This is a genomic window from Flavobacterium sp., from assembly GCF_046317795.1.
Taxonomy (GTDB): domain Bacteria; phylum Bacteroidota; class Bacteroidia; order Flavobacteriales; family Flavobacteriaceae; genus Flavobacterium.
In genome coordinates, this window is record NZ_JBKCVI010000039.1 from 1 (window position 1) to 16883 (window position 16883).

General features: G+C 35.3%; 14 protein-coding genes and 1 tRNA gene. 7 read left to right on the forward strand and 8 right to left on the reverse strand.

Features of this window, described 5'->3' with window-relative positions; translation table 11 throughout:
- Positions 1 to 322, forward strand: a 322-nt coding sequence (locus ACK5ON_RS02480) for a T9SS type A sorting domain-containing protein (RefSeq protein WP_409819564.1), incomplete at its 5' end; no start/stop codon positions are given.
- A gap of 77 nt (positions 323 to 399) precedes the next feature.
- Here ACK5ON_RS02480 and ACK5ON_RS02485 read toward each other — a convergent pair.
- Both ACK5ON_RS02485 and ACK5ON_RS02490 read right to left on the reverse strand, forming a co-directional pair.
- A complete protein-coding gene (locus ACK5ON_RS02485; RefSeq protein ID WP_396175258.1) occupies positions 400 to 897 on the reverse strand; it encodes a GNAT family N-acetyltransferase in 498 nt (165 codons plus the stop codon).
- Positions 894 to 1349, reverse strand: a complete 456-nt coding sequence (locus tag ACK5ON_RS02490; RefSeq protein ID WP_409819568.1) for a DUF1801 domain-containing protein — start codon at positions 1347 to 1349, stop codon at positions 894 to 896. Before ACK5ON_RS02490 ends, ACK5ON_RS02485 begins: the two co-directional genes overlap by 4 nt.
- 75 nt (positions 1350 to 1424) lie before the next feature.
- Here ACK5ON_RS02490 and ACK5ON_RS02495 point away from each other — a divergent pair, with 75 nt between their 5' ends.
- Together ACK5ON_RS02495 and ACK5ON_RS02500 are read left to right on the forward strand one after the other, a co-directional pair.
- Positions 1425 to 2531 carry a DUF3667 domain-containing protein gene (locus ACK5ON_RS02495; RefSeq protein WP_409819569.1) on the forward strand — a complete coding sequence of 369 codons (1107 nt, stop codon included), beginning with the start codon at positions 1425 to 1427 and terminating at the stop codon, positions 2529 to 2531.
- A gap of 4 nt (positions 2532 to 2535) precedes the next feature.
- A complete protein-coding gene (locus ACK5ON_RS02500) occupies positions 2536 to 3561 on the forward strand; it encodes a M28 family metallopeptidase (RefSeq protein ID WP_409819571.1) in 1026 nt (341 codons plus the stop codon).
- 60 nt (positions 3562 to 3621) lie between these two features.
- On the opposite strand, the gene ACK5ON_RS02505 is transcribed toward ACK5ON_RS02500, so the two are convergent.
- The 4 genes from ACK5ON_RS02505 to ACK5ON_RS02520 all read right to left on the reverse strand — a co-directional run bounded on the left by ACK5ON_RS02505 (position 3622) and on the right by ACK5ON_RS02520 (position 6154).
- Positions 3622 to 3695: transfer RNA gene (locus ACK5ON_RS02505), tRNA-His, on the reverse strand.
- Positions 3696 to 3757: 62 nt separating this feature from the next.
- Positions 3758 to 4474: a bacillithiol biosynthesis deacetylase BshB1 gene (gene bshB1, locus ACK5ON_RS02510; RefSeq protein ID WP_409819587.1), complete on the reverse strand. Its 717-nt coding sequence runs from the start codon at positions 4472 to 4474 to the stop codon at positions 3758 to 3760.
- A 195-nt stretch (positions 4475 to 4669) separates the two neighbouring features.
- Positions 4670 to 5731: a chorismate-binding protein gene (locus ACK5ON_RS02515; RefSeq protein ID WP_396175250.1), complete on the reverse strand. Its 1062-nt coding sequence runs from the start codon at positions 5729 to 5731 to the stop codon at positions 4670 to 4672.
- Entirely contained in the window at positions 5732 to 6154 is a 423-nt protein-coding gene (locus ACK5ON_RS02520) for a PaaI family thioesterase (protein WP_396175248.1), read from the reverse strand.
- A 392-nt stretch (positions 6155 to 6546) separates the two neighbouring features.
- Here ACK5ON_RS02520 and ACK5ON_RS02525 point away from each other — a divergent pair, with 392 nt between their 5' ends.
- The 4 genes from ACK5ON_RS02525 to ACK5ON_RS02540 all read left to right on the forward strand — a co-directional run bounded on the left by ACK5ON_RS02525 (position 6547) and on the right by ACK5ON_RS02540 (position 14336).
- Positions 6547 to 8139: a hypothetical protein gene (locus ACK5ON_RS02525; protein ID WP_409819574.1), complete on the forward strand. Its 1593-nt coding sequence runs from the start codon at positions 6547 to 6549 to the stop codon at positions 8137 to 8139.
- Positions 8140 to 8355: 216 nt separating this feature from the next.
- Positions 8356 to 12192: a phosphoribosylformylglycinamidine synthase gene (gene purL, locus ACK5ON_RS02530; protein ID WP_409819575.1), complete on the forward strand. Its 3837-nt coding sequence runs from the start codon at positions 8356 to 8358 to the stop codon at positions 12190 to 12192.
- A 236-nt stretch (positions 12193 to 12428) separates the two neighbouring features.
- Complete coding sequence (locus ACK5ON_RS02535) at positions 12429 to 12890, forward strand: T9SS type A sorting domain-containing protein (RefSeq protein WP_409819577.1); 462 nt, start codon at positions 12429 to 12431, stop codon at positions 12888 to 12890.
- Positions 12891 to 12950: 60 nt separating this feature from the next.
- A complete protein-coding gene (locus ACK5ON_RS02540; RefSeq protein ID WP_409819579.1) occupies positions 12951 to 14336 on the forward strand; it encodes a T9SS type A sorting domain-containing protein in 1386 nt (461 codons plus the stop codon).
- Between the two features lie 455 nt (positions 14337 to 14791).
- Here ACK5ON_RS02540 and ACK5ON_RS02545 read toward each other — a convergent pair whose 3' ends face one another.
- Entirely contained in the window at positions 14792 to 15727 is a 936-nt protein-coding gene (locus tag ACK5ON_RS02545) for a malate dehydrogenase (RefSeq protein WP_409819582.1), read from the reverse strand.
- Between the two features lie 75 nt (positions 15728 to 15802).
- A partial coding sequence (locus ACK5ON_RS02550; RefSeq protein WP_409819584.1) for a toprim domain-containing protein occupies positions 15803 to 16883 on the reverse strand: 1081 nt, incomplete at its 5' end.

Consider the following 16883-nt stretch of genomic DNA (forward strand, 5'->3'; position numbering starts at 1 on the left):
TGTTGACACATATAATCAAGTAAGTCCCAATCAGAAACTTTCAGTGGTTGAAGGGTCAACACTAGGAGTAAATTCATATGAAAATTCAGTGTTTACGATGTATCCAAATCCTGTAAAAAACAATATTACAATTGCAATCAATACGGCTAATCCTGTTGAGTTTACCACTGCCGAAATATATGATTTGACAGGTAGAAGAGTTCAATTAACAGCTGTCAATAATCTTAATATAAATGTTGATGATTTATCTACTGGTACCTACATATTGAAACTAACAGATAGTAACAATAAAAATTACACTCAAAAATTCATAAAAGAATAGTTAATTTTCTTGATAAAAAAATGTCCCAAAAGTTTTTCACTTTTGGGACATTTTAGTTTACATAGGCATCTTATTGGTTATAATTCCTTTTCCATAACATAATCATCCATTACATAACCATTTCCAATATCAATAACCTCTTCGTAATCTATGCAGAAACCTAATTTTTTATAAAAATCTTGTGCACTATTATACTTATTTACATTCAACAACAAAGCTTCTTGAAGGTGATTTTTTGCTTCAGTATGAATATAATCAATAAGTTTTTTCCCGATTCCCTTTCCTTGCTGCGTAGATAAAATATAAATTTTATGAATTTTTGTTTTTTTTGTTTCACTATAATTCAATTCAAAAGAAGCAAAACCAAGCGTATCTCCATTTTCTTTTGCCAAAATAAAATGATGATTCTTACTATTCGCTTGTAATTGTAAAGAGTCAATACTATACATCATTTCCATCATATAGTCTAACTGTATTTCACTCAGAATAGTTCCGTATGCAATTGGCCAAACCTCTTTGGCAATGGCTCTGATTGCTGTAAAATTAGTATCCGCATTTTTTTCTATTGAAATCATTTTTTGAATGCTGTTTCATAGGATTTAATCCAATCGGTAACCGAAATTTTACCAGCCAAATCACCTATTAACTCATAAGGGATGTCATCCAGTTTTTTGAAACGAATACAACTTTTACCCATATCCAATTTGGTTTTACTATTTTTAGGATATTCAGCCACAAACCATTCTAAAAGTTGATTATCTGCATAAATTCCCATGTGATACAAAGCAATAAAATTCTTTTGAGAAGCCAAATTTATGAAAGGTAAAGGCAGTTTTGGGTCACAATGGTATCCTTCAGGGTAAATAGAATGCGGAATCACAAAGCCCAACATACCATAAGACATAACTTCTTCAAAACCTTGAGGAATATTTTCTATTATGCTATTTCGAAGTTTTTGCATTACTTCTTTTCTATCGTCGGGTAAATTGGATAAATATTCTTGTGGTGTGAGTGCTGTTGATTGCATTGATTTAGTTTTTTGCATATCAAAAATAGAAATAAATTTAATAGATTTACGAATTGATTTCATTTACTATTAATTATGTCCAAAAGCCCTCTAAGAAAAGATAAAACATGTTTAAACTGCAGATATGTAGTGGAGAATAGATTTTGTCCCAATTGTGGTCAGGAGAATACCGATACTCGTAAAACATTTTATCATTTATTTGTTCATTTCTTCGAAGATTTAACACACTATGAAAATGCTTTTTGGAAAACCATAAAAAATTTGCTTTTTAAACCCGCTGCATTAACTAAAGAATATCTTTCAGGGAAACGCCTTTCTTATTTGGCACCTATCCGACTTTACATTTTTATAAGTTTTGTTACCTTTTTCTTAATTTCACTTTTGCCAAGTGATATTGAAGAAGTAATTAAAGAAGATAAAACTAAAACGGAAACTAAATCATCTGTTGGTGGACTAACCAAAACTAAAGAGGAATATAAAATAGGAACTGATAATATTACTGTTTCTCCTCAAGAATTAAAATTAAAATCATTATTTGAAGAAGGTAAATTAACAAAAAAAGAATACGACACCTTAATTGATTACACAAAAAAATCTATTGAAAAACAAAGTTCCTTTTCTTTTGGAGGGGGAACATACAAATCAATTATAGAGTTAGATTCTATCCAAAAATTTGGTAAGAATAAATTAGACCCAATTAGCTATTGGTTTGGCAGAAGATTGATGAAAGTAACGCAAAATAAAAGTTCAGATGAAATACTTCCTCTATTTTTTGAATCATTAAAGCATAACATTCCAAAAGCATTATTTTTTTATATGCCTCTTTTTGCGTTTTTATTGTGGTTATTTTATGATAAAAAGAAATGGTATTATTTTGATCATGGGATTTTTACTTTACATTACTTTTCTTTCATGCTGTTAATTATTTTAATTTCAACATTTCTGTTAAGGTTTATTTATCTTTTTGGTGAAAATAGCTTTACAGAATCGATTGATATTTTGGTAAACATACTTGTCTTTTTGTGGTTCATTTTTTATTTTTATAGAGCATCTAAAAACTTTTATCAAAGTAGTCGAGCAACATCATTTATAAAAAGTAGTTTGCTTTTATTTTTAAATACTATTTTATTGGTTTTTGTTTTACTATTTTTAATTTTATATTCATTCATCAACATACACTAAAAACATGATTAAAAAAACAATTGCGCTATTATTATCTGTTGGGATTTTTTCAAATTGTACTTCTCAAAAATCAATTACCAAAAACGTTGATTCTTCCGATTATTTTAAAGCAATAACAACTGAGAGTTTAACAACCAATTTAACCATTATTGCTTCCGATGAAATGGAAGGACGCGAAACAGGTAGCGAAGGGCAGAAAAAAGCAGGTCGCTACATCATTGATTTTTATAAAAAAAATGGCATTGGTTTTCCAAAAGGGGCTACAAGCTATTACCAGCCCATTCCTGCTTCTTATCTAAACGCAAAGTATAATGAGAATTTGAAAGACTCCGAAAACATTTGGGCTTTTATTGAAGGTTCAGAAAAGCCAGAAGAAATTGTAGTTATTTCTGCTCACTATGATCATGTAGGTGTTAAAAACGGCCAAGTATATAACGGTGCAGACGATGATGGCTCAGGAACTGTAGCTATAATGGAAATAGCCGCTGCGTTTCAAAAAGCAAAAAATGAAGGTCATGGCCCAAAACGTTCTATTTTAATTCTACATGTAACTGGCGAGGAACATGGTTTACACGGTTCGCGTTACTATTCTGAAAATCCCCTATTTCCCTTAGCCAATACGGTTGCCGATGTGAATATTGACATGATTGGTCGTCGTGATGAATTTCACAAAGACAACAATAATTATGTATATCTAATTGGTTCCGATTATCTATCTACCGATTTATATAAGGTGTGCGAAGAAGTAAATAAGAAAAATAATTTATTAACTATTGATTATAAATACAACGATAAAAAAGACCCAAACCGTTTTTATTACCGTTCCGACCATTATAACTTTGCTAAAAACGGCATTCCATCTGTCTTTTTATTCAATGGCGTTCATGCTGATTATCATAAAGCTACCGACGAAGTAAGCAAAATAGAATTTGATGCCTTGACCAAAAGAACCCAATTTGCTTTTGCGATTGCTTGGGAAATTGCCAACAGAAAAGATAGATTAACTGTTGATAAAAATGATGGAGAATAGAAAAATAATTTCTTTTAAAAAACAAAAAAAGTCCCAATTTCTAGGGACTTTTGCTTTTTGGGTGGCTGACCGGGTTCGAACCGGCGACCCTCGGCACCACAAACCAATACTCTACCCAGCTGAGCTACAACCACCATTTTTAACGAGTGCAAATATATCACAATTCTTTTCTTTTGCAAAGAATAGTTCAAATTTTTTATATCAAATCTGATAAGCTATTGACCGCCACATACCTTTCTGTAGTGAACCCTTCAGCATATTCCACCCCAACTAATCGACCAAAATCTTGAGAACGATTATGAATACTCTCCAAAAAGTTTTTAGTCGCAATTGGAGTCACAGGTTCTTTGGAATTTTCAGAATAAAACTGAGAACCATAGGCCAAAATTGATTGTTCTTTTTTATCAATAAATCCTGTGATATCCACTACAAAATCGGGAATAATGTTCTTCCATTGAAGATAATGATAGACCACTTTTGGACGCCAAACTTCTTGAAATTGACCTTCAAATTCGGTTTCTACCTTACGTAAACCCGATAAAAAACAAGCATCCGAAACCAGTTTACTTCCTTTTCCATGATCAATATGTCGGTCGTCAATGGCATTGCAAATCACAATTTCTGGACGGTATTTTCTAATCATTTGAATAACTTTCATTTGATGTGCTTCATCGTTTACAAAAAAACCATCGCGCATATCCAAGTTTTCACGTATAGAAACTCCAAGGATTTCAGCCGCCAATCGTGACTCATTATCTCTAATTTCAACCGAACCACGTGTGCCTAATTCACCACGAGTCAAATCAATGATTCCTACTTTTTTTCCTAAAGAAACCTCTTTAGCAATCGTTCCGCTACAACCCAATTCCACATCATCAGGATGCGCGCCAAAAGCAAGGATGTCTAATTTCATTTTTATATTTTTATTTAAATTTAGTCCTTTTTTTATTAGTGAAGAGTGATTAGTCCTTTTCTCTTCACTCCTCCATCTTCCATCTTCCATCTTCCCTTTTCCATCTTCCATCTTCCATCTTCCATCTTCCATCTTCCATCTTCCATCTTAAATCTTCCCTCTTCCCTCTTCACTCTTCCCTCTTCCCTCTTCACGTTACAAAACTCTTTTTATCGTAATCGATTTATTCACCGTTTCCATAAATTCATCTCCCGGAATACTAGCTGCAGTTATACCACAACCAACAAAAAGTTCGGCCAATTTACCCTTAATTTTCATGCATCGCAAGTTGACAAACAAATCGGATTGTGCTGTTCTAAAAGTAGCCAAATCAATATTCAATTCTCCTAAAAACCCAGAATAATATTCTCTGTCATATTTTTCATTTTCCAAAATAAAAGCTTTGGCAGCTTCTTTTGGTAGACCGCAAACGGCAGAAGTAGGATGCAAAGCTAGTATTATTTCACCAATGGCTTTCTTTGATTTGATTGTTGCAGTAAGATCTGTTTTAATATGCCACAAATTACCCGCTTTAACAGAATAAGGACTTGACACAACCAATTTGTCAACTTTACCAACCAATCCTGAAGTAATAAAGTCTGTGACTAATTGTTGCTCTACTTTTTCTTTTTCATTCCAATTTATTTTATCAGAAACACCTTCTACTTGCGTTCCAGCTAAAGCTACAGTTTGCAATGATTTTTGGTTTAGCTTTAAAAACTGTTCTGGTGTTGCACCAAACCAAATTCCTATTTTTGGATGGTAAAAACAATAGTTAAAAGCCGATGGGTAATTATAGATTAGTTTTTTGAAAACGGTCTCTAAATCGTAATCAATTAAATCTACCAATTCCTTTCTGGATAAAACTACTTTTTGAAACTGATTATTTTTGATGGCTTCCAATCCTTTTCGCACTAAACTTTCAAAGGTGTTTTTCGCTTGTTCATCTGTTGAGTCGGTAATTATTGTCTCCACATAAAAATCTGAAATAGTTACTTTTTCAACCAATACATCTGAATATTTTTGAGGAATATATGGAATGGCATCACCATCAAAAGGGGCAAAAACAAAACCCGTTTCTTTGAAATTTTCTAAAAAATAAAGATGGTCATTCTTTTGAAATAAGCCTACAATTCTATCCGAATTTGGTTTGCAATACAAAACAAAAGGCAATTGTTGTTGTTGCTGAACTTTGACTTTTATGAATAAATCCGTCATTTAGCGTCGAGGTAAAATCATGTTTGTCAATTTGCAGAGCGAAATGAGTTTATCATTTTCATCGGTAATTTTAATTTCCCAAAGATGGATACTTCCACCTTGATGAATGATTCTGGCGGTACAAAAAACCGTTCCTTCTCGTTTGCTTCTCAAATGATTGGCCGAAATCTCAATGCCCCGAACTTCTTGCCGCTCTGGATTAATAAACATAAGCGAAGCTGCACTTCCCACACTTTCGGCAAGAGCTACAGAAGCACCACCATGTAATAATCCCATGGGTTGATGCACTCTAGAATTTACTGGCATTTTGGCGCTTAAAAAACCTTCCCCAGCATCTATATATTCTATTGCTAAGGTTTCCATCAAAGTGTTCTTGCTCCATTCGTTACAAAGTTGCAACACTTTTTCTTTATCAAATGCCATAGTTATTATATTTACTTTGCACAATTCGACCCACAAGTTTTCGAGTGTAAAAATACTATTTAATGGCATTAGAAAAAAATCAAGTGCATTTTTATCATCATTTTTATCCGATAAAATTTTAACAAATTATGAACAGGTCGCTCCTATGGAGCTAATTTAGTTCCATCGGGACTAACTGTTTGAAAAAAAAGATGTAAGTCAAAAACAAGCTCCAGCGGAGCGAACTGTCGATACATTATAAACATTCGGTTAAAAATTTATATATTCTTTTATGTCGAACAACAATATTTTATAATAAAACTGCCTTTTTTACGTTTATAAAAGTATTTACAAATTAACACAGTTGATGATTTTCAAATTAATATATATATTTACACAAATTCAAAACACCAATGCGTAATTTTCTAATTCTATTTTTTGTCAGTTTAGCCATAACAGTTAGTTCCTGTCGCCAAGACTTTGTTTTCGAACCTAGCACTGGCGATTTATTTTTTTCAAAAGACACCGTTTATTTAGACACCGTTTTTACCAATATTGGCTCCAGTACTTATACTTTGAAAGTATATAATAGGAGTAATAAAGACATCAAAATCCCAACTATTCAACTAGGCAAAGGTCAAAATTCAAAATACCGAATGACGGTTGATGGTATGACAGGTGAAAACAACAGAATTTTTCATGATGTAGAATTATTGGCAAAAGACAGTATGTATATTTTCATTGAAGTCACCTCCGATGTAGCTGATGCCAATCCAACCGATTTTCTTTACACAGACCAAATCCAGTTTGATAGTGGCGATAATTTTCAAAAAGTGGAGTTGGTTACGTTGATACAAGATGCTTATTTTATTTTTCCACAAAGAAGTGGTGTCAATGATGATTTCATATATGAAACTGTAAATTTTGGTGTAAACGATGATGCAGAAAATGTAATTGCTATTGGAAGTAATTTAGATCATAGTGACCCTATAAATGGTGATGAATACACTTGGGGAAACACTAAACCTTATGTCGTCTATGGATATGCATTTGTTCCTGATGGAGAAATTTTAACTGTAAATCCTGGCGCGCGAGTTCATTTTCATGCAAATTCTGGTTTAGTAATTGGTAAAAATGCTGTATTAAAAATTAATGGAGGTTTATCGACTACAGAAGCTTTGGAAAATGAAGTTATTTTTGAAGGAGACAGATTAGAACCCGAATTTTCAAATGTTCCTGGACAATGGGGTGCAATAATTAACTATTCTACTTCTACAAATAATAGTATCAATCATTTAACTTTAAAAAATGCAACTATTGGAATATTATCAAATAATTTAGCAACAATTACTGATACAGCTTCACCATATTTAAAAATACAAAACTCTCAAATTTATGATTGTTCTAATTTTGGGTTATTAGCAAGAAAATCAAATATAGAATGCGCAAATCTAGTAATAAATAATGCTGGTCAGGCTACTTTAGCATGTACTTATGGTGGTACTTATAATTTTACTCATTGTACTTTCAATAACAATTGGTCAAGTTCTAATCAGGTTGCTGTTTTAGTTAATAATAATCTGGAAACCGATGATACCATTTATGTAAAAGATTTAGTTGCTGCAAATTTCAATAATTGTATTATTTATGGTGGAAATCAAGTTGAAATGATTCTTGACAATGTTCAATCAGATACTGTGACATCACTTTTTAATTACAAATTCAATCATTGTTTAATACGATTTAATAACATTAGTAATCAATTCACAAGCAATCCTTTGTACCAATTTACAACAGATTCAATACATTATGTTAATTGTTCCATTGCTACAAATTCTTCAACTTTCAATCCAAAATTTGAAGATGAATCTTTAAATCAGTTATGGTTATCAGAAGATTTAAATTTACCAAATGATATCAGTTTTACAACACTATATCCTTTTGATATAAATAGTAATGACAGAACTACATCAACAGATTTGGGTGCTTATCAGTTTATTCCTTAACTTTATTAATATGCATTATACGAAAGGTTTCTGTTTTGCAAATTGAAACCTTTTTTTTATTGTCAAAAGCTCGTTAAAAACTATTTGCATCTTTTTTGGCACTCCACACTATTTGACTTAAATTTGCACAACAACTAAAATTGAACCTTAATCAGATGCGAATCTGAAACACTAAAATAAATTCAGTGTAAAAAAGTTCAGATTAAACACAACACAATGATTCACTTTTTCGGAAACGAAACCACTACTGTATTTGCTGTGCAATCGCAAAAAACATCGAGCGCAGACGAGATGTCGGCAGAAACTATCTCAAAATTAAACTGGTTATTTCAATCTGAACTTGTTTCAGATTCTCAAACAAACATATCAAAATCCGTCCTGACGGATTTTTTTATTGGTCCACGCGCAGCAATGGTAACGCCTTGGAGTACTAATGCGGTTGAAATTACCCAAAACATGGGTATAGAAGGCATCATTAGAATTGAAGAATTTATAAAAGTTGCAGCCGATTTTACCGATTTTGACCCAATGCTTTCGCAAAAGTATAGCGAATTAAACCAAGACATTTTTACCATCAACATCAAACCAGAACCTATTCTGGAGATTGAAGATATAGCAGCTTACAACAAACAAGAAGGATTGGCATTAAGCCAAGAAGAAGTTGACTATTTAAATTCGGTTTCCAATAAAATAGGTCGAAAACTGACCGATTCAGAAGTATTTGGTTTCTCACAAGTCAATTCTGAACACTGTCGTCACAAAATTTTCAACGGAACTTTTGTCATAGATGGCGAAGAAAAGCCAACTTCATTATTCAAATTAATCAAGAAAACATCAGCTGAAAATCCAAACGATATTGTTTCGGCTTATAAAGATAATGTGGCGTTCATCAAAGGTCCAAGAGTAACCCAATTTGCACCAAAAACTGCCGACAAACCTGATTTCTATCAAACCACAGAGTTTGATTCGGTGATTTCATTAAAAGCAGAAACTCATAATTTCCCAACAACAGTAGAGCCATTCAATGGTGCGGCAACAGGTTCGGGTGGAGAAATTCGCGATCGTTTGGCTGGTGGACAAGGTTCCTTACCCTTAGCAGGAACTGCGGTGTATATGACTTCTTATTCGCGTTTGAAGCCCTTCTCCCAAAACTTCGGGAGCGCTCAGGGTGACAGTCCCGATAGCAATCGGGATTGGGAAAACGGAATGAAAGAAAGAAACTGGCTGTATCAAACCCCAATGGATATTTTAATAAAAGCGTCCAATGGTGCTTCCGATTTTGGAAATAAATTTGGGCAACCTTTGATTACAGGTTCGATTTTGACTTTTGAACACGAACACTTCGACAAGCTCAGTGAGACAAGTCGTAAGTTAGGTTACGATAAAGTCATCATGCAAGCAGGCGGCATTGGTTACGGTAAATTAGACCAATCCATCAAAAAGAAACCAACAGCTGGAGATAAAATAGTCATTCTTGGTGGCGAAAATTATCGAATTGGAATGGGGGGTGCGGCAGTTTCCTCTGCAGATACAGGAGCATTTGGTTCTGGAATTGAACTCAACGCTATCCAACGTTCCAATCCCGAAATGCAAAAACGTGCAGCTAATGCTATTCGTGGTATGGTAGAAAGCGATGAAAACACGATTGTTTCTATTCATGATCATGGTGCGGGAGGTCATTTAAATTGCCTTTCCGAACTAGTGGAAGAAACTGGCGGTTTAATTGATTTAGACAAATTACCAATTGGCGACCCAACACTTTCTGCCAAAGAAATCATTGGCAACGAAAGCCAAGAAAGAATGGGATTGGTTATTGGTCAAAAGGATATTGATACGTTACAACGCATTGCCGATAGAGAACGTTCTCCAATGTATCAAGTGGGTGATGTGACAAACAACCACCGTTTCACTTTTCAAAGCATATCGACAGGTGAAAAACCTATGGATTTCGGCTTAGAAGACATGTTTGGTAGTTCCCCAAAAACCATCATGGCTGACAAAACAATTACAAGAAATTATACAGAATTAGAATATAAAGAACAAGATATACCTACATATTTAGAACAAGTATTACGTCTTGAAGCCGTGGCTTGCAAAGACTGGTTAACCAATAAAGTGGATCGTTGTGTAGGTGGAAAAGTAGCCAAACAGCAGTGTGTTGGACCGTTACAATTACCTTTAAATAACGTTGGTGTAATGGCTCTGGATTATAACGGAAAAGAAGGAATAGCAACATCTATTGGTCATGCGCCAATTTCAGGATTAATTGACCCGAAAGCTGGAAGCCGAAATGCAATTGCAGAAGCGTTATCCAATATTGTTTTTGCTCCTTTAAAAGAGGGTTTAAAAAGTGTTTCTCTTTCTGCCAACTGGATGTGGGCTTGCAAAAACGAAGGCGAAGATGCGCGATTGTATGAAGCCGTTCAAGCGTGTTCCGATTTTGCTATCGAATTAGGAATCAATATTCCGACTGGAAAGGACTCGCTTTCGATGAAGCAAAAATATAAAAATGAAGAAGTTATTGCACCAGGAACAGTAATCATTTCTGCCGCTGGAAATTGTTCCGATATTACCAAAGTGGTAGAACCTGTTCTGCAAAGAAACGGCGGTTCCATTTATTATATCAATCTATCTCAAGACGATTTTAAATTGGGCGGAAGTTCCTTTGCACAAACCTTAAATAGAATTGGTACTGAAGCACCAACTATCAATGATGCTGATTTCTTCAAACGAGCATTCAACACCATTCAAGACTTAATCAAAGACCACCAAATCCTTGCCGGACACGATATTGGTAGCGGCGGTTTGATTACCACTTTGCTGGAAATGTGTTTTAGCCCCCTAGCCCCCAAAAGGGGAACTACACACTTTGATGAAGCGGGAATGAACCTCAATTTTGATTGTTTCAAAGAAAAAGATTTAGTTAAAATTTTATTTGCAGAAAACATTGGATTAGTACTTCAAGCAAAAGATGATACAACATTTGAAAATAGGTTAAATTCTAATAAAGTTGAATTCTTTAAAATAGGAAAAGTTCAAGAAATTCCATTTTTAGATTTTGGCACTTCGACTGCGCTCAGTGTGACAAGTTTTAATATTGGAATTTATAGAGATATCTGGTTCGAAACCTCCTACCTACTCGACAAAAAACAAACTAAGAACAACAAAGCACAAGAACGTTTTGAAAATTTAGGAAAACAACCTTTACAATATATTTTTCCATCTCATTTTACGGGTTGCCTCACCCCCAACCCCTCTCCAACGGAGATGGGAGCCAAACCCAATGCAGCTATCATTAGCGAAAAAGGAAGTTATTCCGAACGCGAAATGGCTAACGCAATGTACTTAGCGGGTTTTGATGTAAAGGATGTTCACATGACCGATTTGATATCGGGGAGAGAAACACTAGAAGACATTCAGTTTATTGGTGCCGTTGGTGGCTTTTCAAATTCAGATGTTTTAGGTTCTGCTAAAGGTTGGGCTGGTGCTTTCAAATACAACGAAAAAGCCAACACAACATTGCAAAAATTCTTCAAAAGAGAAGATACACTTTCAGTTGGAATTTGTAACGGTTGCCAGTTATTCATGGAACTAGAATTGATACATCCTGAACACGAAATCCATGGAAAAATGCATTATAACGATAGCCATAAACACGAAAGTATATTTACCTCAGTAACCGTTCAAGAAAATCATTCGGTAATGTTGAAAACATTAGCTGGGGCAACCCTTGGCGTTTGGGTTTCACACGGAGAAGGAAAATTCAAATTACCCAACGAAGAAAGTCAATACAATATTGTTGCCAAATACGCTTATGAAGGGTATCCTGCCAATCCAAACGGTTCCGATTTCAACACTGCCATGCTATGCGACAAAACGGGAAGACACCTCGTCATGATGCCACACATTGAGCGTTCAACATTCCCATGGAATTGGGCACATTATCCAAAAGATAGAAATGATGAAGTTTCCCCTTGGATTGAAGCTTTTGAGAATGCACGTTTGTGGTTGCAAATACGTAATTTATCGGCAGCACCTCAACAGTTTAAATAGACCTTGGTTGGCTATGCCTCTAATGCAACTACTATTGCAACCACTAGTAATGGGCTAGACCGAAATTATGACGCTTAAACTTTTGTGGCAGAACCTTTTACCATCAATTTGTACACCTTGTCGCCAGCTGGAGATAAGCTGACTATCCAAGGACGTGCAGTAACCACTCCTTTTATGTCGATGAAGTAATTCCCATAGGGTTTACTTGCAAAAGATCGGGTAGCGGACCAAACACGATGCAGTTTGCTGCTTCGGAGTTTGATGGGCTCTTTAACGATATCAATTTTTATTTACGCGAAACCCAGTCAGACGGTAGTTTTAATTACTATGATATAAAAACAACGCCTTACAACTTTGAGCTTCCTATTAATACACCAGACATTATTGATAATACCACTCGATTTGCACTGGTGTTTCAAAATACAACTCCCCGATTAATAGAGAGACAAAATTTATTTAATGCTACACTAAGTCCTAATCCATTTGTTGATGGATTTGCTATTCAATTGACAAACCCTAGCCAAGAACCTGTAACGATTAAAATTTATGATATGCTTGGTAAATTGGTTGAAAAAGTAATGTGTAGCCCTAATGAAATGGTTAACACTTCGTATGGAAAAACCCTAGCTGCTGGGATTTACCAAGTGGTTGTAAAACAGGGAGCAAACAAACAAACTTTGAGAAGCATTAAACACTAAATTCATTTTATCCCTGCTGAAACGAAATACTTTTTGGCAGGGATTTAATTTTGTATTTATATGAAAAAAACACTACTTATTCTTTTACTTTTTTCTCAATTGTATGTAAAAAGCCAATGCTGGCTACAAATTAGTGCTGGTAATTTTAATGGAGGTTTTCATAGTGTGAGCATTCAGGTCGATGGTTCCTTATGGGCTTGGGGTGATAATCAATACGGGCAATTGGGTGATGGCACAACTAATAATAAAAACGTACCAACCCGAATAGGGATGGATACCGATTGGGTTATCGTTGCGGCTGGCAGCCGAAACACCTACGCTATTAAACAAAATGGTACACTATGGGCATGGGGCGATAATAGTGAAGGGCAGTTGAGTGATGGTACTATTGTTGCCAAACTTGTGCCTACCCAAGTATTACCTGATACCACGTGGCAAAAAGTAGATGCGGGCGATCGCTTTGTAGTGGCCCAAAAAACAGATGGCACACTATGGTCTTGTGGGTATGGAGTTTACAGTCAATTAGGTTTTAATGATGTTAGTAATAAAGAATTTTTAACTCAAAACACCCCAATTACCGATTGGGAAAGTATTAGTTGTGGTTTTAGACATACTGTTTTGCGAAGAAGTGATAATACCATTTGGGGTTTTGGCGAAGGGGATTTAGGTAAATTAGCCACAGGTACTGATGGCGGTTTGGGAACACCACAACAATTGCCTTTACTAACAACTGGAGAATGGTCGCACGCTATTGCTGGAAGTAATTGTGCTGTATTCAGAAAAAATGATGGAACACTTTGGGGTGTTGGACAGAATGGTAATGGTAATTTAGGGATTGGTAATATTATATTAGGCATATACCCATTAACACAAGCAGGTAATTTTAATGATTGGTTAAGTATAGAAAATGCTGCAATCCATACATTAGCATTAAAAAACAATGGCTCGCTTTGGGCTACAGGTTTAAACACCTCAGGGCAACTGGGCATCGGCACGCTTACTAGCACCAATGTTTTTGTGCCGGTGGGTACTGCCACCAACTGGGCAAAAGTGCGGTGTGGTCGCCAGCACACCCTAGCCCTAGACAGCAATGGTACGTTGTGGGCATGGGGTTTAAATAGTTCTGGGCAACTGGGTGATGGCACCACAGTAAACAAGAGCGTACCTACCCAAATAGGAACGGTGTGCACTTTGAGTGTGAATGAGTTTGAAAAAAAAGTGATGCAGGTGTTAACTAATCCTGTTGACAACCAAGTGCAACTGTCGTTTACCTATGATGGGGTTAAAAAACTTACGGTGTACAACATGCAAGGTCAGGCAGTACGCACCCAAACCGTGAGCCAAGATTTTACAAGTTTTGACGTATCAGGCTTTGCGGCTGGGGTGTATTTTATACAATGTATTTCGGATATGGGCAATCAAACAGTGAAGATGGTGAAAAAATAAACTATTAAAAATAGTATTTTTTATTGGTTTTGTCTGGTCCTGAAATAGGTTTACACTAAGGTGTAAAAATATGAAAAGATACCCAAAAACATCTTCATCAAAGTGAAAATACAGGTATTCAGAATATTTGAACCATTTTTTGTTTTCTAATATTAGTGGACAAATTGTTTTCCAATACTAGTGGAGAAACTTTCCTCCAATATTGGTGGAGAAAAAAAAGATGCACGGTTTTGGTTTTGATTACCGTGCATCTTTATCTTGATCATGCACGATGATTGTTTTGTTCACAGTGTATGATTTTTTTTTTACCAAACATAGCAAGATATTCTAGTTGAAGTATATCCAGTAGTATTGTCAATTACAACATTTGCAGCAACAATGGTAAAAGTAAAAGCAAAAAAAAAGATTACACGCAGTAGCACAATCTTTTTTATAAAAATCAATAATAATAGTTCTTATCCCAAATGAGATTTCAAATCATTATTCATATTACGAACGGCATCAGCACTTTTGGCAAAAGCCGCTTTTTCAACATCGTTTAATGAAATGGTAACAATTTCTTCAAGACCTTTTTTACCTATGATACAAGGAACGCCAATACAAATATCGGTTTGTCCATATTCGCCTTCTAAAAATACCGAACACGCAATCATTTTCTTTTGGTCATTCAAAATACTATCTACTAAATACGCCACCGATGCACCTGGAGCATACCAAGCTGATGTTCCTAAAAGACCTGTTAAAGTAGCACCACCTACCATAGTATCAGCAGCCACTTTATCTAATTCTGCTGTAGATAAAAACTCAGAAACTGGAATTCCGTTATAAGAAGCCAAACGTGTCAAAGGAATCATAGTAGTATCACCATGACCACCAATAACCATCGCCGTAACATCATTGGCAGGTTTGCCTAAAGCTTTAGACAAATAATACCTAAAACGAGAACTGTCCAAAGCACCACCCATTCCGATGATTCTATTCTTTGGTAATCCCAAAGATTTAAATGCCAAATACGTCATCGTATCCATAGGATTAGACACTATAACAAACGTGGCGTTTGGTGAATGTTGCAACAAGTTTTCTGCCACCGATTTTACAATCCCAGCATTAATGCCAATCAATTCCTCACGGGTCATTCCTGGTTTTCTTGGAATTCCAGAAGTGATAACTACTACTTCGCTATTGGCAGTTTTTGAATAATCATTGGTAACACCATTGATTTGTGTATTAAAACCTGTATTGGTAGCACATTGCATCAAATCCATGGCTTTACCTTCGGCAAAACCTTCTTTAATGTCTAATATGACTACTTCACTAGCAATTCCTCTATAAGAGATAACATCTGCACAAGAAGCTCCAACGTTTCCTGCTCCTACTATTGTAACTTTCATTTTTTAATTGTTTATTGTTTGTGGTTAATTGTTTATGGTTAACTTAAAACTACAAACCATAAACTATAAATATTTTTAAGCATCAATATTTGCATAAACAGCATTTTTCTCGATAAATTCTCTTCGTGGTGGCACTTCATCTCCCATTAGCATAGAGAAAACCCTATCGGCTTCGGCAAGACTATCGATGGTAACTTGACGCAAGGTTCTGAAATTGGGATCCATAGTAGTTTCCCACAATTGCTCCGCGTTCATCTCACCAAGACCTTTATAGCGTTGAATAGCGGCACTTCCGCCCATCTTTTCATTGGCAATATCACGTTGGTCATCATTCCAAGCATATTCTTTTTTGTTTCCTTTTTTGACTAAATATAAAGGTGGCGCAGCAATATAAACGTGTCCGCCTTCAATCAATTCTTTCATAAATCGGAAGAAGAAGGTTAAAATCAAAGTAGAAATATGACTTCCATCGACATCGGCATCACACATAATAATTACTTTGTGGTAACGCAATTTTTCTAAATTTAACGCTTTAGAATCTTCTTCAGTTCCAATAGTAACACCTAGAGCAGTGAATATATTTCGTATCTCTTCGTTTTCAAAATCTTTGTGATGCATCGCTTTTTCTACGTTCAAAATCTTACCACGCAATGGCAAAATCGCTTGAAAATTTCGATCACGACCTTGTTTTGCGGTTCCACCAGCCGAATCTCCCTCGACTAAGTAAACCTCACATTTTGCTGGATCTTGTTCCGAACAATCAGACAATTTTCCTGGCAATCCACCTCCACCTAAAACGGTCTTGCGTTGAACCATTTCACGCGCTTTCTTGGCGGCATGACGCGCTGTTGCTGCAAGAATTACTTTTTGTACAATGATACGAGCGTCATTTGGATTTTCTTCCAAATAATTTTCCAACATTTCAGCCACGGCTTGAGAAACGGGAGAAACTACTTCTCTATTGCCCAATTTAGTTTTGGTTTGTCCTTCAAATTGTGGCTCTTGAACTTTAACCGAAATAATAGCGGTCAATCCTTCACGGAAGTCATCACCCGAAATTTCAAATTTTAATTTTTCTAATAATCCCGAAGCATCCGCATATTTTTTCAACGTACGAGTTAAACCCATACGGAAACCTTGCAAGTGCGTTCCTCCT

Coding starts and splice junctions, on each gene's coding strand:
- ACK5ON_RS02485 (WP_396175258.1), bottom strand. CDS start 897: ATGATTTCAATAGAAAAAAATGCGGATACTAATTTTACAGCAATCAGA.
- ACK5ON_RS02490 (WP_409819568.1), bottom strand. CDS start 1,349: ATGCAATCAACAGCACTCACACCACAAGAATATTTATCCAATTTACCC.
- ACK5ON_RS02540 (WP_409819579.1), top strand. CDS start 12,951: ATGAAAAAAACACTACTTATTCTTTTACTTTTTTCTCAATTGTATGTA.
- purL (WP_409819575.1), top strand. CDS start 8,356: ATGATTCACTTTTTCGGAAACGAAACCACTACTGTATTTGCTGTGCAA.
- ACK5ON_RS02515 (WP_396175250.1), bottom strand. CDS start 5,731: ATGACGGATTTATTCATAAAAGTCAAAGTTCAGCAACAACAACAATTG.
- ACK5ON_RS02545 (WP_409819582.1), bottom strand. CDS start 15,727: ATGAAAGTTACAATAGTAGGAGCAGGAAACGTTGGAGCTTCTTGTGCA.
- ACK5ON_RS02495 (WP_409819569.1), top strand. CDS start 1,425: ATGTCCAAAAGCCCTCTAAGAAAAGATAAAACATGTTTAAACTGCAGA.
- ACK5ON_RS02500 (WP_409819571.1), top strand. CDS start 2,536: ATGATTAAAAAAACAATTGCGCTATTATTATCTGTTGGGATTTTTTCA.
- ACK5ON_RS02525 (WP_409819574.1), top strand. CDS start 6,547: ATGCGTAATTTTCTAATTCTATTTTTTGTCAGTTTAGCCATAACAGTT.
- bshB1 (WP_409819587.1), bottom strand. CDS start 4,474: ATGAAATTAGACATCCTTGCTTTTGGCGCGCATCCTGATGATGTGGAA.
- ACK5ON_RS02520 (WP_396175248.1), bottom strand. CDS start 6,154: ATGGCATTTGATAAAGAAAAAGTGTTGCAACTTTGTAACGAATGGAGC.
- ACK5ON_RS02535 (WP_409819577.1), top strand. CDS start 12,429: ATGCAGTTTGCTGCTTCGGAGTTTGATGGGCTCTTTAACGATATCAAT.